Source organism: Acidobacteriota bacterium (genome assembly GCA_016208495.1).
GTDB lineage: Bacteria > Acidobacteriota > Blastocatellia > Chloracidobacteriales > Chloracidobacteriaceae > JACQXX01.
The window spans coordinates 64,552-81,765 of record JACQXX010000003.1 but is presented as its reverse complement, the minus strand read 5'-3'; the positions used below and the strand labels follow the sequence as shown (position 1 = coordinate 81,765).

Annotated in this window: 8 protein-coding genes; 4 read left to right on the top strand and 4 right to left on the bottom strand. The window is 51.8% G+C overall.

Annotated elements, in window-relative coordinates:
• The first annotated feature begins 86 nt into the window (after positions 1-86).
• Positions 87-470: a holo-ACP synthase gene (locus HY774_00565; GenBank protein ID MBI4746952.1), complete on the top strand. Its 384-nt coding sequence runs from the start codon at positions 87-89 to the stop codon at positions 468-470.
• A 171-nt stretch (positions 471-641) separates the two neighbouring features.
• Here HY774_00565 and HY774_00560 read toward each other — a convergent pair whose 3' ends face one another.
• Together HY774_00560 and HY774_00555 are read right to left on the bottom strand one after the other, a co-directional pair.
• Positions 642-3,392, bottom strand: coding sequence for a response regulator (locus tag HY774_00560; protein MBI4746951.1), 2,751 nt, complete (start codon positions 3,390-3,392; stop codon positions 642-644).
• A gap of 235 nt (positions 3,393-3,627) precedes the next feature.
• Positions 3,628-6,879, bottom strand: a complete 3,252-nt coding sequence (locus HY774_00555; protein ID MBI4746950.1) for a TonB-dependent receptor — start codon at positions 6,877-6,879, stop codon at positions 3,628-3,630.
• A 269-nt stretch (positions 6,880-7,148) separates the two neighbouring features.
• On the opposite strand from HY774_00555, the gene HY774_00550 reads away from it, so the two are divergent.
• The 3 genes from HY774_00550 (at position 7,149) to HY774_00540 (ending at position 11,975) form a co-directional block, all read left to right on the top strand.
• Positions 7,149-8,180 carry a transposase gene (locus HY774_00550; protein MBI4746949.1) on the top strand — a complete coding sequence of 344 codons (1,032 nt, stop codon included), beginning with the start codon at positions 7,149-7,151 and terminating at the stop codon, positions 8,178-8,180.
• Positions 8,181-8,287: 107 nt separating this feature from the next.
• The gene (locus HY774_00545; protein MBI4746948.1) at positions 8,288-8,866 is read left to right on the top strand and encodes a sigma-70 family RNA polymerase sigma factor; all 579 of its coding nucleotides are present in this window, start codon (positions 8,288-8,290) and stop codon (positions 8,864-8,866) included.
• On the top strand, positions 8,856-11,975 hold the full coding sequence (locus HY774_00540) for a protein kinase (protein ID MBI4746947.1): 3,120 nt from the start codon (positions 8,856-8,858) through the stop codon (positions 11,973-11,975). Before HY774_00545 ends, HY774_00540 begins: the two co-directional genes overlap by 11 nt.
• A gap of 94 nt (positions 11,976-12,069) precedes the next feature.
• Here the strand turns inward: HY774_00540 and HY774_00535 are convergent, their stop codons facing one another.
• Both HY774_00535 and lnt read right to left on the bottom strand, forming a co-directional pair.
• Positions 12,070-15,180 (bottom strand): hypothetical protein, encoded by a 3,111-nt coding sequence (locus HY774_00535; GenBank protein ID MBI4746946.1) that lies wholly within the window; start codon positions 15,178-15,180, stop codon positions 12,070-12,072.
• Between the two features lie 53 nt (positions 15,181-15,233).
• Positions 15,234-17,000 carry an apolipoprotein N-acyltransferase gene (gene lnt / locus HY774_00530; GenBank protein MBI4746945.1) on the bottom strand — a complete coding sequence of 589 codons (1,767 nt, stop codon included), beginning with the start codon at positions 16,998-17,000 and terminating at the stop codon, positions 15,234-15,236.
• Positions 17,001-17,214: the final 214 nt, after the last annotated feature.

Genomic DNA, 17,214 nt, shown 5'->3' with positions numbered 1-17,214 from the left:
TGCTCGAAAACCCTGAACCCTGAACCCTGAATCCCAAACCCTGAACCCTGAACCCCAAACCCTGAACCCTGAACCTGAGCTTTCATATGATTTTAGGAAATGGAATTGACATCGTTGAAATTGAACGGATGGCTGGTGCGCTGACTCAGCACGGGGCCCGGTTTCGCAATCGCATTTTTACTGATCAGGAAATTCTCTATTGCGACCCTAAAGTCCGAGCCGCTCAGCATTACGCCGGGCGCTTTGCGGCGAAAGAAGCGGCCTTCAAAGCCCTTGGCACGGGCTGGTCACGTGGGTTGAGCTGGCACGATGTCGAGGTTGTTTCCGCCATCAACGGCCCCCCGACGCTGGCCCTGCATGGGCTGGCGCTGGAGATTTTCCAGCAAAAAGGCGGAACGCGGCTTCATCTTTCCATTTCCCACACCGAACGCTATGCCGTTGCCTTTGTGATTTTTGAAGGGCCAGGATGAAATGAATGAAGAATGAAGAATGTGGTTAGTGGTTAGTGGTTAGTGGTTAGTGGTTAGTGGCTAGTTCTTGGTTTCGAAAACCCGGAACCCGGAACCCGGAACCCGGAACCCGGAACCCGGAACCCGGAACCCGGAACCCGGAACCCGGAACCCGGAACCCGGAACCCGGCTTCACGTCTTCTGAGCCTGCACCTTTTCGAGCGCCGTGAGAATGTCATCAATTTGAAAGGCTTTGATTTGTTTTTTCAACGTAGCGGCCAGGTGAGGATGGTCTGGCTGGAATTGATGGATGACCTTGAGTGCTCCTTCGGTATGGCCTTCCAGCAAAGTCTGGTTGAGCTGACTAAAATATTCATCCGAGAGTGTTTGGAGCTGGTCTTCCAGAAAAGTGGCCGAGAGTTCATCGGGTGAACCTGAAATGATCTCGTCTTCATAGAGAAATTGGACGCCGAGATGATCAGTCATTTTTTGGAAGAGTGTGGCTTCTTGAAACGGTTTGGTGATGAAATCATCGCATCCCGCAACCAGGATCTTCTCTTTGTCCTGCTCAAAGGCACTGGCGGTCAGCGCGATGATGACCGTTCGAGATCCATTATTTTCACGCGGCCCTAAGGCTTCCAATCGTCGGATTTCCTTTGTCGCCTCCACACCACCCAATACCGGCATGCGGATGTCCATCCAGATTAAATTGGGGTGCCAGTCTTTCCAAATGTGTATCGCCTGCTGGCCATTGGCGGCATCCCGCACCTGAAACCCCACCTGATTCATCAAGGTTGACAGTAACAACCGGTTTTCGACGACATCGTCCACGACCAGGATTCGATACCCTGGTTGGTCAGCCGCCAGCCCAACGACCAGGCTTGGACGGAGTTGAGCTTCAGCCGGAGTTTCGGTTTTGGGTAAACTAAGGGTGCAGCGAAACGTCGTTCCTTTTCCAAGCTCGCTTGAGACCTCGATTTCGCCATGCATTAACCTGATGAAATTGCGACTAATCGCCAGCCCAAGCCCGGTGCCTTCTTTGGCTCTCAGGCCGCTTTCGGTTTGGGAGAAGGCTTCAAATAATTTTGGAATTTCTTGAGCGGCAATTCCAAATCCGGTATCCGTAATTTCGATCACTGCCCGGTTTTGTTCCCAACCCACGATTAATCGAACGCTTCCGTCTTCGGTAAACTTCAGTGCATTGTTGAGTAAATTGATCAGAACCTGCCGCAATTTACCTTCATCTCCAAAAACATAAGCTGGCAGGAGTGTTTGATGTTCCACCAGGAGTTCGATTCCTTTTGTCTCAGCCCGCATTCGAAAAATGTCTTCGATTTCGCCCAGTAATCGCGCCAGATCAAATGATTTTTCATTCAAGGTAATTTGACCAGCTTCAATTTTGGAAATGGACAGCACATCATTGATCAATGCGAGAAGGTGTTCGCCGCTGCGTGAAATGATATCAAGGGTTTTGCGATTTTCCGGGTCAATGCGCTCCCGCCGACGCATCAACTGGACAAACCCCAGAATGGCATTGAGCGGCGTGCGCAATTCGTGGCTCATATTGGCCAGAAAAATACTTTTAGCACGATTGGCTTCGAGGGCAACTTGTTGTGCGTGCAGGGCTTGCTGTTCTGAAACCTGAACCCGATCCAGCGTTTCAGCCAGTTCGGCAGTTCGCTGGTTAACCTTGTTTTCAAGCTCCTGGTTGAGTGAATCGAGTTCCTGATGGACCCGGCTAAACCGGTTGGAGAGTGACACCGACATGGCAATGATGAGGGCGCCAAATCCCCAATGGACCAGATTTTGGAATGGCACCAGTTCTAAAACCCCCAGTAACTGATAGATCCGGGTAGCAGCCAGACACAACAACCCCAGACAAATGGTTTGGGCTTCCTGGTTCCCTCGAAGCGCCTCCCGAGGAATCAAATACAGCCAGACATACAAGAGCGGAACCAACGAGTAAACCGGCCAGTTCCCAACTTCAACGCCCATCAAGCGTGGTGAAAGGAGCGTCAATCCGGCCAGCGCACCTTGAAACCAGAGATACCCCCGCACCCAGCGATTCGGCTTCCACTCAAACATCAACCAGGAAAACATAATCCACGGGACAAAAGTCAGATGGATGGCAGCGCGACCGATGGAAAAAGCCACCAGTGGTGTCAGGAATTTCCCGGCCCAGATTGAAAGGAAGAAAATGTTGGCTGTGGCCCCAAGCGTCAGCAGGCCAAACCAGAGATATTCTCGTTGTTGAGGACGCCGTTGAAAAAGCTGGAGGTGATAGAGGCCAACCAGAAAGAAGACAATCGCCGCCACGAGCTTTGACAATTCAGCCAGTTCTTCCTGCTGAGTGAGCGAGTCAACCCGAAACTGCAAGGGCGCCGAAAATCCAATGATCAGCATGGGGGGGCGAATATCAACGAAACTTGTGGCCACCGGGCCGTACTCCGGGTTGCGCCACATTCGGATCGCAACCACAAATTTCGAACCAGCTTTGAGTACCTCATCAGGAATTGAAAATACCACCCGTTGTGGTGGCTTATACTCAATCCTGGGGGGCAATTCACCAAATTGACCGATCAATCGCCCATTGACATACACTGAATAACAGGCGTAATGAATCGCCCCGACTGAAATTCCAGGTTGACTATGGCGGTCTAATTCAGAAGGATGCCAGGGGAATTCAAATGTCTGGCGATACCAGACGAACCCTGAAAATTGCCGATAATTGCGGTGTTGCCAGGCTTTTTCGAGATCAACCGTCTTCCAGTCGGAATCATTCAACTCTGGATTTGCCCAGGTCAGGTCATCCCCTGAGCAATACTTCCGGGTTTTAGGCCCGCAGGGTCGTCGTGTAATAGCCGTGGTGCGAAGCCCACGGACCCGGCCAGAACGAGACCCAACCCCGACAAGAACATCATTGAATGCCACCGGAAAGAGCACGAGCTTTCTTATCCTGGCGCTTATGGGGCTTGGGGCTCAGGGCTGAAGAATTGGTTTTATTTCATCCCTCATCCTTCATCCCTCATCCCTAGAAAACGGGCTCAGGGCTGAAGAATTGGTTTTATTTCATCCCTCATCCTTCATCCCTCATCCCTTGGCTTCATCCCTCATCCCTTCGATTGCCCCGAGCTTGCGAGTCTTCCGCCCGATGTCTTCAGCCCTGGGTTTTCCAGCCCTAAAACGTCAGCTTCAAGGCCAGTTGAATGACCCGTTGGGCGCCAGAGGCAATCCGAGGGCTGCCCGCTGCCACATCCGGGGTACGTGAAAAGGTGCCGAACGTCGGTGATGACAAATTGACTTCCGGCAACGCAAAGTTCGGATGATTGAAGAGGTTAAAGAATTCTGAACGGAACTGAAGCTTGATATCGTCCTTCAACCGGAACTCCTTAAACACCGAAAAATCAAAGTTGACGAATTTCGGACCGCGAAACGTGTTTCGGCCCAGATTCCCATAGGTACCAGGTGACGGAATAAGACGTTCGACTGGAACCGTCAAGAGCAGGCCGCCCTTTCCATCCGGAACGAAGGCACCCGGAATGTCATTTGGACGCTGTTCGTTGAGTGGATTGCCGTCAAGCGCCACGTCTTGCCCGAGTCGAACCGAAAACGGCTGGCCCGTTTGCGCGGTGATGATGCCGTTGACCTGCCAGCCGCCAATGACCAGATCAAGCTTTCGACTGGCTTTTGAACCAAACATTTTTCCCTGCCCAAACGGCAAATCAAAAGTAAAGCTACTGGTGAACCGATGCCGGATGTCAAATGGCGAATTAGCCCGTTCGGCTCGCAGGTTGTTACTGTCTTGTGGAAAGCCCGAACTCCCGGTAAATCCAAAGATATCTGAAGCATTGTCAATCGAATGCGCCCAGGTGTAGCTGGTCAAGAAGTAGAAATCTTTGGTCAGCCGTCCGCTCAGTCGGGTTTGGAGCGAATGATACATCGAAGTTGCCGACGCTTCCTGCTGCTGAATCAAATCAATCCCGCCGACATCCACGCCGTTGAGCAAAAAGGTGTTGCCGCTCAACTGGGTTGGTCGGCGATCAAAGATGTTTGAAACGCTGGAGTCACCAGGGAAAAAGACCGCCTGATTGATGTCACGATTGAGAACCTGTTTGACGCCACGGGTGCCGTAATATCCGATTTCAAACCCCAGCCCATTGCCCAGTTCCTGTTGAACATTCAGATTCCACTGAAAGGCATAGGGCGTGCGGAGTTTCGGGTCAATCGTAATCAACGCCGGCCCGGCATCTTCAAAATCTGGAGTTTGCGGAATATCCGCAAAGACGGAACCAAGCTGACCCGGTTCTGGATCCGTTCCAAACAACGGATAAAACTGGACCGAAGCTGGTGGATTAAAGGTCAGGCTAAACGGCACATTGGCAAAAACCAGGTCATAAAACATCCCGGCGCCACCACGGATGACCGTTCTTCCAAATTCAAACGGTGTCCAGGCAAACCCAATTCGCGGCGCAAAGTTGTTGTGATCGCCGTCAAACAGCCCGGCTTGATCATTGAAGAAACCCCGGTCCGGCGTGAAATTGGTCAATCGGCCACTGGCGGTTGGGACGGTGTTGAGTTCATAGCGCAACCCAAGGTTGAAGGTCAGCCCGGTGCGAACCTTCCAGTCATCCTGGACAAAGAAATAGTAGTTTTGCTGCCTGATCGGCGGTGCCGTCAATCCACGCGTGATGAAGGTGGTCTGAGGTGACGGTGTGCCCTGCAAAAAATCATAGAGCGGGCTGATACCGCTCACCGCACCGTCAAAGCTGACGGTGCCTGAAAAGCTAAAGTCCTGAAACCCGTTGACATAGGCCAGTCGCACATCAGCCCCCAGCTTGAGGGTATGGTTTCCACGTGAGAGCGTGAGCGTATCGAGAAACTGGGCCGTCGTTAATCCATCGCCAAACGGATAGATATTGCTGTTGCCGATCCCTGACAGCCCGGAGATGACAATTTGCGGGAGGGCGATATTGCGGCTGTCCAGCGGATTGGTCGGTAACCCGAGTGGCGCCGGGTTGGTCCGGTCTTCGCCCTCATAAAAGTCAAACACACGGTTAAGACCAAACCGGGCTTCGTTGACGGTGGCTGAAGAAAATAAATGAGTGCTTCCGAGCGTGAAATTTTGGGTGCGGACGGTTGTCTTCAACCCATATCCCGGCACCTGGGAGGCACCGCTTGAGGTGCCAGACGACGACTGAACTGGCGTAAACTGACTCTGGTCGTTGATCAGGTAACGGGCATTGATCGTATCGTGCGGCCCTTTGATGTAATCCACCCGGATCAATCCGTTGTCGTTTCGGTTGCGAATCGGATCGTTTGAAATGAAATTTCCAAACGTCGAAGCCGCATTCGGAAGCGGAATGAGCTGCAGCAGTCGGGCCGCCACGGGGTCCACGTCAATTCGAACGCCGTCCAGGACACCGGTATTGACTGCTGTGCGCTGCTCAAGGGTAGGAACATTGGTGAAAATCGTATTTCCCACCCGTGACCGGATCCCCTCATAACTCAAAAAGAAAAACAACTTGTCACGTTTGATCGGCCCACCTAAAACACCACCAAACTGATTCAGGATGAACTTTGAATCCGGCGCATTGCCGGCGTTTTCAAAGAAGTTGCGGGCATCAAACACGTTGTTGCGGAAAAACTCAAAAAACGTCCCGTGAAAATCATTTGACCCTGATTTGGTCGCCACATTCACCACTGCGCCCGAGTTACGCCCAAATTCAGCGCTAAAGGTGCTCGTCATAATGGTGAATTCCTGGATGGCATCCACGTTTACAAAGGCCGCCGCGTTGTTGTTGATTCCCTGGTTGTTGTCAGCGCCATCAAGCTGGTAATTGGCGGCCCGGTCACGCTGACCACCGACGCTAAAGGCACCGACATAGGAACCGCCTTCCGAACCGCCCCCGCCCGCAGCCACGGCCACGCCGGGAATCAGTGCCCCAAGCTGGAGAAAATTGCGCCCATTGAGCGGGAGTTCAGTAATTTTTCGGTTGTCTATCACGGTACTGACGGTTGCGGTTTCGGTGGAAATCTCGCTTTGTGCCTGGACGTCAATCACATCTTCGATGGTCGGAGAGAGGGTAAAATCAACCCGTGTTTCCTGACTGATTTGCAACCGGATGGAACCGGTTCGTTTTTGAAACCCGGTGGCCTCGACGGTAACTTCATATTCTCCAATCGGCATGGCCGAAAATAGAAAGTTCCCATCTTCATTGGTTACGGTCGTGCGCGTGAGATTCGTCGCTGGTTGGCGAGCGGTGACGGTGACACCCCCCATCACCGCGCCTTGCGGATCCCGAACCGTTCCCACAATCACGCCGGTGGTGTCAGCCCAAACCGGTGAAGAAATAAATAAGATCGAAAGACCCAGCCAAACAACGGTGGTATGTGGCAATCCCGCAATGAACTTCCGAAAAAAATTGGTCATCAAGGGAACTCCTTTGAATGTGTGGATTTTGGAAGAATGTGACCAGTGAGGGACGACCAGACAGCGATTGGCCGAAACCCCAAAGCGAACCAATTGAATTTGGTGAGGAACAATGGTTGAAAAACCGATGGAGGAACCGTGTGTCAGAAAGGCTTTTACTTACACGCAACTGGCTGGATTGACAAGGTTTTTTTCTGACAGGAAAATGAGAAAACCAATTCTGTAATCCTTTTCTTCTTCCGGAGAAGAACCATCAGGAGGACTGCCTTGTGGAAACCGAATCATTTCGTGACGATTACGATAGTCCCTGGAAAGAGGCGCTCGACGAATACTTCAAAGATTTTCTGGAATTGCTCTTCCCAATGGTCCACGACGGGATTGACTGGAGCATCCCGCCTCAATCACGTGATAAGGAATTTCAGAAAGTGACGGCAACCGCCCAAATGGGTCGCCAGGTGGCGGATAAACTCAAGGAAGTTCAGACACTTGATGGCGTGAAACGCTGGGTACTGGTTCATGTTGAGGTTCAAAGCCAGTGGGAAGCAGATTTCCCCGAACGGATTTTTCGGTTTGACGCCCGATTGTTTGATGAATTCGGAAAACACGTCGTGAGCCTGGTCGTGCTGGGAGACTCAAATCCAGAATGGGTTCCAAAGGAATTTGGATGGTCATTCTGGGGATATAGAATGGTCGTCCAGTTTCCAACCGTCAAACTCATCAGACTGAACCCCGACGGGCTTGAACAAAGTCAGAATCGCTTTGCGCCAATTGTGCTGGCGCATTTGAAAACCCTTGAAACCAAACAAGAACCTCAATCACGCCGCGAATGGAAATTTCGTATCGTTCGTTCGCTCTATGAACGGGGATATTCGGCGGATGAAGTTCGAAAACTGTTTCGATTGATTGACTGGTTTATGCAATTGCCGACCGATCTGGAAAACCAGTTTCAACGAGATTTAGAAGAGTACGAGGAGCAACACCATATGCCGTATGTGACAAGTATTGAACGTTTTGCTGAAGCCCGTGGTGAAGCCCGTGGTGAAGCCCGTGGTGAAGCCCGTGGTGAAGCCCGTGGTGAAGCCCGTGGTGAAGCCCGTGGTGAAGCCCGTGGCCGGATCAAATCCAAAATTGAAATGCTTTTACTCACCCTGAAATTGAAATTTGGTGAACTGGCTCCAACTCTGGTCACCACCATCCAGGCAATCCAGGACGAAGATCAATTGGTGTTTCTGCACCAAAAAGCAGTTCTGGCAACATCGCTCGAAGAATTCGTTGTCTTCCTCAATACATCAAACCATTGACGTTTCTCTGGTTCAGACGCATCGTTCACTCAAATTTGAGCGAACGATGGGTCAAATGCGGTGAATCGGTAGTTCCAGTCACTCCCTAAAACTGAAAAGGACGGCTCATGGCTTCTCCCCCTTTGGAAGTCACGGCATTGCTCGAAGCCTGGAACCGTGGCGATCAGGCAGCATTGGATCAGCTTATGCCGCTGGTCTACAACGAGCTGCGCCAGATGGCCCGGCGCTATATGAGCGGCCAGCCAACCGGCCACACGCTGCAAACCACCGCGCTTATTCACGAAGCCTACCTGAAACTCGCCGGTCAATCGGATGTTCACTGGCAAAACCGATCCCACTTTTTTGCCGTGGCCGCCACCGCCATGCGCCATATCCTGGTGAACTATGCCCTGGCCCGAAAAACTGAGAAGCGGGGCGGTGATTTCCAGAAAGTTTCACTCGATCAAGCCGCTCTGGTTTCAAGTGAACGCTATGCCGAACTGGTCGCACTCGACGAAGCCCTGACCCGGCTGGCAGCTTTTGACGAGCGCAAAAGCCGGATTGTCGAACTTCGCTACTTCGGTGGAATGAGCCTTGAGGAAACGGCTGAGGTATTGAAAATCTCGGTTGAAACGGTCAAACGGGACTGGCGGGTGGCCAAATTGTGGTTGCTCTCCGAACTCAAAGGAGCACCCGATGAAACCTGAACGCTGGGATGAAATCGAGCGACTGTGTCAGTCGGCGCTTGATCTCAACCCCGAGAACCGAACAGTCTTTCTGGCGAAAGAATGCGGTGATGACCTCTGGCTGCGCCAGAAAGTCGAACAGCTTCTAGCGTTTGAATCTGAAGCGGAAGATTTTATTGAATCGCCACCCGGCGATGTCGCCGCCGAAGTCGTAGCCCAACCAGTTGTTTCTTCCCCATCACCAGGTCATAGAACATCAGCGAAACCGGCGAAACCTATTTTTTTCTGGGGAATCTGCGGTTTTGGAATCATTCTGGCCGGATATTTCATTTTTGCGGCGGTTCAGCTTTATCGGCTTGGACCGCTCCAACTGGAAACGGGATGGTCAGCCGTCGAGCAACCCAAAGGTTGCTGGCAGGTCAGTCAGGTTGATCCGCAAGGTCCAGCAGCCGGGAAACTCCAGACCGGCGACCAGCTAGTGGCCATCAATCGTGAGCCCCGAGTTGCAACCTACGGTCCCGGATACCTCAGATGGGTACAGCCCTTCGGTGGACCATACACCATTCGTGTGATCCAGAATGGAGAGGAAAAAGAATTTTCCCTGACCAGTAAACTCACCCGCACTCACCAGATATCGCCCCTTCTGGTGATGCAGTTCCTGATTGGTGTGGTGTTTCTTGGCGTTGGGCTGAGTATTGGAACCCTGAAGCCTGATGGATTTTCGGCCCGACTGGGGAGCATCACCCTGCTCGTGGCGGCAATTACTTTTTTGAAAAACACGCTTTCCACCAAAATGTTTTTCCTGCAAGGGGGAAGCTGGATATTTTGGGCACCGGCCCATAACCTGATTGGACTCCAAACCGCGCTGGCCTTTCATTTTTATTACCGGTTTCCGACCACAGTCCCTCGTGGAAAATTTTGGACAGCCTGCCAGTATTTTTTTTATGGTTCAGCCCTGTGTCTGTCACTCGTCTGGTGGTGGCTTAACAGCGGTAAATTCCTGGATCCACTGGCACTGGCCGATTTTAACTACCGGACTATGGATTTCTGGCCGCTGGCGTTTCAACTGCAGGGCCTCGTGCATTCAGCCTCACTTGTGATGATCTGTGTGGTAGTTTTCCGCAATTATCGGCTAGAAAAGGAACTGGATCAGCGGCGACGAATCCAATGGATTATCTATGGAACGCTGATCGCCTTTCTCCCCTTACTTTTTTCTTCTCTCCTCAATGTTTTTTTATTCCCCAGGCCACTGAGCCAGGTGTGGTGGATAACCTTGCTTGCCAATCTCGCCACCATTGCCATTCCCTTCTCAACCGCCTATGCGATTCTCAAACATAAAGTCTTTGATATCAGCGTCGTCCTTCGGCTGGGCCTTCAATACTTGCTGGCGAAAAATGTGCTTCAAGTGATCCTGGCCTTACCAGTCATCGGATTGATCTATAGCATCGCCGCCAACCCCCATCGGACGATTGCTGAATTTTTGTTTCAAAACCGAGTGTATTCGGTACTGGTTGTATTGACGGCCTTCAGTCTGCAGTTCCGAACCCCGTTACGCCACTGGATTGACCGGCGTTTTTTTCGTGAAGCCTATGACGGCGAACAAATCCTGTTGGGATTGATTGGCGAAGTCAAAGAACTGACCTCACCAACTGAAATTGCCCACCGTGTCAGCCGCAGCGTCGAGGCCGCCCTGCATCCCAAACATATTCAGGTGTTCTATCGGGCCCCCAACTCGACGATCCTGACACTTGGATATTCATCCGGCAGCGATTCGAAGAAACTGTATATCCCTGATTCAGCTCGGGTTCTGAGTCTGATGGAAGGTCATTCCTCAGTGCGTAAATTCCCTTTTCCAGCCTCAACTCGACTCCCGGCCTGGGAACAGGCGTGGCTGGAAGATTTGCAGGTTACATTGCTGGTGCCAATGAAGGGACCAGATGGAATGCTGGTCGGGCTAATGATGCTTGGAGAAAAAAAATCTGAACAACCCTACACCCACAACGACCAGCGATTACTCCAAACCCTCGCGCAACACATGGCAAGCGTGTATCAAATCGAATGGCTCAAACACAAAGTTGGCCAGGAACAAACCCTCAACCGGGAAGTGCTTTCCCGCCTGGAACAAAATCAGGTCAATTTGTTGAAGGAATGCCCAATCTGCGGTAACTGCTTTGATGTTTCAGATCAGCTTTGCCCCAAAGATAACGCGATGCTGGTCTCAACGGTGCCGGTCGAACGCACAATTGATGGCCAGTACCGGCTTGAACGTCTGCTTGGAAAAGGTGGAATGGGCGCGGTGTATCAGGCAACAGATTTACGATTGGGCCGGTCAGTTGCCGTGAAAGTAATGACGACCAGCGCGCTTGGAGGCGATGCAGCGTTACGCCGGTTTGAACGCGAAGCCCGCGCTTCAGCCCGTCTCAATCATCCCAATATCATCACGGTGTATCAGTCCGGGCTGCTTGGTAGCACCGGCGCCTATCTGGTAATGGAACTTGTTGAAGGAAAAACGCTCCGTGAGAAATTAACCCAGAGCGAGCAACTTGATCCAACCACTGTGGCCGAATGGGTTAATCAACTGCTGGAAGGATTAAAGGCAGCTCATGAAGCTGGAGTAATCCATCGCGACCTGAAACCCGAGAACATTTTCCTGGCTCGAACCCGCTCCGGCCAAACCCAGATCAAGATTCTGGATTTTGGGCTGGCGAAATTCCGGTTGATGAATACAACCGCCCCCAGCAGCCTGACAACACCGGGGATGGTGATGGGAACATTTGGGTATATGTCTCCCGAACAACTGACCGGCGGCGCCACCGACGAACGAAGCGATCTCTTTTCAGTCGGCGTGTTGATTGTGGAGGTGCTCACCGGTCGCCGTCCGTTTGAAGGCAAAAATTACCCAGAATTGCTCAATTCGGTCCTTCGTTCCACCTACCATCTGCCAGGGAATAAAGTCGAAAACAAACCACTTGACGCCGTTTTGCAAAAATGTTTTGCCAAAGACCCGACCCAGCGCTTTTCAAGTGTTGTGGAACTTCAGACGGCGGTCATTCCGGCGATCCGGAAATCATCAATCATCCGTGCGGCATCTTCTCTGGCCGAGCGAAATACCGACAGTTTCAAATCATAAAATCTCACCACAGAGGACACAGAGGAACACAGAGGCATTTGGATATTCCTCCGTGTTCTTCTGTAGTGAAAAACCTCTCTCTTCCCCACCAGACTTACTTGATCGAAAGCGTTCCAGACACGGCTTCACCCGTGTTTCCGATGGCGTCTATTGCCATCACCTTGACCTTGCCGGTTTTGGTCTTGGGTACGCTGGTGGGAACGGTCCAGGTAAACGACTGAGCAGTCCCTGGCAAGCCTGTCACAACCGTGGTTGAAAATGCAGTTCCATCCACAGCAAATGACAGGTTGTGGCCAGTGACAGCCGTGTTGTCGCTCGATTGCCACGAAATAAGAACATTCGGGTCTTTTTTCCGCTTAATCTTGGTTTTTGACAGGGTGACAGTTGAAACAACTGGCGGCACTGAATCAGCTCCGGCAGGTACAACGGTGAAAACTCCAGATATTCCCTGGCCGACATTTCCAGCCGCGTCAACGGCTTCGACCACAACGGCACCACCACTGACGGCATCTCCCGTGGTCAATTGAAGCGCAAAACTGACCGCAGTTCCTGGCAATCCCGAAGCCACCGTCTCGGTGAAGCTTGAACCGGTGCGGGTTCCGGAAAACTTCACACGCTGTGCTACCACGCCAACATTGTCGGTTGCCGTCCAGGAAACTGGCACCTGGGCGCCGACTGATGAAACAAAGGTTGCCCCAGTCGTTGGTTCGGCCACGGTCACCACGGGCTTCACCTGATCATTGCTTTGGGTTGTGATTCTGAAATTAGCTGGAGTTACGGCTTGAGCGGTCAACCTCGCCCCATTGGTGGCCGTGAGACGGATGCGACCCGTTTCGGTTTGAAGCGTGGCTGGAATTCGGTACTCAAAGCTTTGGGTTGCCCCTGGTAACCCTGTCGCTAGACTGGTCGCAAAGCTGCTGCCGCCATCAGTGGATAAAGTCAGATCGTGTGAAACAACCCCACCTTTATCAAACGAGGTCCAGGTGATTGTGAGGTTGCTCCCAGTGAAGAAGGTTTCACCTCCTTTTGGGAAGCTCAGTTCTGCGGTTGGTGGATCAACTGTCACGGCTGGAAGTGTAATGTAGCCAATAAAGCCGTTGCGGTCGGAACTTGACTGGCGACCTTCTTCTCCGCCGTCGCCATCTCCATCTCCATCTCCATCATCATCGTCATCGTCATCATCGTCATCGTCATCATCGTCATCATCGTCATCATCATTGTCCTCGTCATCATCCTCCTCGCCATCCCCATCAAAATCGGTGCTGTCGTCTTCGCCATCACCGTCGAAATCCTGGTCGTCACTCTCAAGCGTGATAAAACTGCCGAGTGGTAATCTGCCGCTAAAGTCTCCCGACATCAGCAACTGACCAGTGAGCGGGTGAATTGCCGCGTTGATTGGTTCAACCAGTAATTGGGTATTCGCATTGCGACCAATTAAATTCAAGCTCAAGTTGTTCGCACCGATGACCTGTTTGACAAATTGAAAGACACCGGCTGCATTGTAAGCCGCCACAAACATTCCTGCATTTGGGGAAACCAGCGAGGTTGGAGTCGGGCCTTCTGTACCAAAATCAGCTTCCCCCACGAGCGTTCCAATCACATAGACCGTACCAGTTGGGTCAATCATCACTCGACTGGCCCGGGTGTATCGAGTTTTACCAAACTCCCGAACAAACAGCAGTGCCCCTTCAGCACTATATTTCGCCAGAAACCCCGACGCACCAGTGGCAGAGCTTTCCAACGAAAAGCCTCCAAAATCGGCTCTGGTCAAATATCCGCCCGCCACGTAAAACTCACCCGTCGCAGTGGCAGCAATATCAAATCCGATAGTAGCTCCCTTGATCTGCCGGGCAAACAGGCATTGCCCATCCTTTGTATATTTCGCAATGTAGGTATTCTCACCCAAATTGTCGTTATTGGTGAAACTGGTTGGCCCAGGCTGAGTTGGAAAGGTCACAGGGCCTCCCACAAAGTTACCAACCGCGTACAGATTGTCAGCCCTGTCTATCGTCAACCCCAGAATACCAATGTGGTCAGTCCCGCTCACGCTTGTCGTCCACACTGGCTCGCCAGTCTGCTGGTTGATGCGAGCAATCACAATGCCCACCCCGCTGCTGTGTTGCACGGGTTGTCCAAGGAATTGCCTGGCGGCAGAGCTTCCACACACATATGGATTTCCTTGCTGGTCCAGGACAATATCAATCACTCCATTAATTCCAGAATTTAATGAATCAGGAGATTGCGGGCTGCCACTGTTCCCACCTCTGGCCCAGAGCAAGGTTCCATCCGGCGAATATTTGACCAAAAATGGCTCGGTGTTGACGCCATCTCCGGAATCCGACAAGGTCGCCACTTCCTGTCCCGCCCCATTTTTAAAGGACAGGACAGAAACAAACCCGCCTCCCACATAGCAATTGCCGGTTGCATCCACCGTAATGGTCAAACCACCTTCGAGTGACAACCCTTGTCCAATTGAATCAGAACCGTTGGCGACGCGTGCCCACAGACATTTTCGATCCGGGCTAAATTTGGCCACAAAGAAATCATAATCCTGGGTCGCTTTGAGTCGGGTTGGAAGAGGCGTCGTGTTGAAATAAACGGCGTTTTGAAAGCCTCCGGTCACATACAGATTGCCGGCGGTGTCAATCACCGTCCCTCCGATTTGGGTAACGCCGCTGCCGCCGATTTCAAATGACGCGTCAAATTCTGGGGCGGCGCTTCCCTGTCGAACAGGTGAATTTGATGGAGCGGCACCTTTCTTCACCCCAAAAATTGAGAAATCCCCGATTCGTGCCACACCAAACACCAGAGTGAAGGCCATGACTGAAAAGGCCCCTTTGGCCGCCAGTACCCCAACACTGCCTTTCAGGTTCAGGCCACCAGCCAGCAGTATCGCCCCAGCCAGCCCTCCGGAAATCAGGATCAGTGACAATATCGTTGAACCCGTTGCCCGCCTCCGGTTTTCAACCTGCGCATTTTTGGCCGCCATCTTTTCCAATGACTCGCCATATCGGGGGCTACCATACAGTTGGGCTTCATTTCGGAATTGCGCAATTCCCCGAAACCCCGGCCTTGAACCATCATCCGAACCCGGCCCTGTAGTAGTGCCAGTGGAGGCATTGATGGTGGGTTCAAATGCACCCAATAGCACGGCAAGTTCCAGAAACAGCGCGGTTAGACAGATTCCAACGATTCTCTTCGACATACACGAACTCCTTATCAATAGCTGAGATTGAGGGTACCTTCACTCTCACACGATCAATTTTTTGGGAACCTCACCCGGTTTAGCCCGGCGACAATCCCCAAAACCACCACCCCACAGAAACAAATTTTTGGAAAAGCATCTGGAAAACGAACATACAGGCTCATCCGAGAAGAAAGGGCGACGTCACCCGTAACTGAATCTTCCTGCCACCAGGGAATATCCCGGTACACTCGCCCAAATGGATCAATAAAACAGGTCAGACCGGTGTTGGTGCAGCGAACAATTGACCGACGGGTTTCAATCGCTCTCAGCGTCGTGAACGCCGCAATCTGGTATTCACCGTGCGATTTTGAAAACCAGGCATCGTTACTGAGCAGTGTGATGACCTGGGCGCCGTTTCGGACAAACTCCGCGATCAGTGACGGGTAAAAATGTTCATAACAAATCGGCGCGGCAACTTTGACGACCTGTCCTGGGCCCTGTTGAACGGAAAACAAGGTCAATCCATTACCACGTGTGAATGTCTGATTCCAATTCAGCTCAACTGCCAGACTGGAAAGACCCGGAAAGTGCTTTGAATAGGGCACTTCTTCGGCAAAAGGCATCAACTTGCGTTTATGGTACGGCTCAGATGGACGAATTAACCGGGTTCCGGATTCAGTCTGCAGCGGCGCCAAAAACACTGCAGCATTGTACAACTCAGGCTTTTTCTTCGAGTTTTCCAGCCCGGTTGAAGACACAGCCGCCGGCTCAGTATTTTTTCGGGCATCAATCGTGCCAGTCACCACCGGGATATTCCATCGCGTTACATTGCGGAAGACAAATTCCCGGGCAAGCTCGTCCTGCAGAAGCGGCACGGGAATCGCAACTTCCGGCCAGACAATCAGATCTGGCTTTTCAGGTCTGATATTCAGTGCTTCATTGGTCTGATTCACAATACTGCCCACGACTTTTTGACGAATTTCAGGCGACGATTTCTGCCAGGGATCAATATTTGGCTGAACCGCCATCACTCGGATTGACTGACCTCCAGCCGACTGGTCCACCTGGGAAAAAATAAAAGCGGCATAAAGCAGCGGCAGGCCAAACATCACGACCGCGATCAAAACCAATCGCTGAATGAATGAAGAATTGAGAATTGAGAATGAAGAATGAAGAATTGAGAGTGAAGAAATTGAATTCGACTCTGACTTATTCCGCCCCTGTCCCCTGTCCCCTGTCCCCTGTCCTCTGGTTTTCCAATCCTGTCCCCTGTCCCCTGTCCCCTGTCCCCTGGTTTCAACCGCCATCACAATCAATATATTGAGCAATACCAGCCAGAAGACAATTCCCCACATTCCAGTGATATCAATGTACTGAATCAACCAGGTCAGTTTGTGCTGGGTGACGGCAATTCCTGGCCAGGCAACCATCCCGTCAATGTTTTGATAGCACCATTCCCAGGCTGTCCAAACCACAGGCAACGTCAGGAGCGCCCATCGTCGGCCAAGTACTTTCTGGATCACAAAAAAAGCGGCAAATGGCACCGTCGTTACCACACTCACCAGAAACACAATCGCCATCGCACCAGCGGTACTTCCCCAGGCCAGCCAGGACATGGCACAAGCCCAGCCACTCATCATGGTTATTCCAGCCAGGAGAGTAAACCGCCAGAACGACTCCACCGACCTCAGCGCCAGCAACATCGGCACCATCCAGATCCAGGCCAGAATTTCGAGGCGAACCCACGGAAATGACGGGTAGGAAAGCGCAAATAGCAGCGCACTCAAAAGATATGGGCGCAATTGCAATCCTGGTGACTGAGGGTTCAGGTGTGTCATAAAAACAATCGCCTCTTTATTCAAGCAAACGCTTGAAGGCTCAACAAAAATCATTCTCTCAACTGCTTTTAAGAATTGGGTCAAAACTGTGGAATGGCTCTTATTGAGGTAAACAGGAAAAAGCTGGAAAAAGGGTCAATGCGGTGAGAAAAATGAGAGGAGTGCTGTTTTTCATCTTTTTGAAGGTTCTGAACGAACCAAACCCCGGATTACT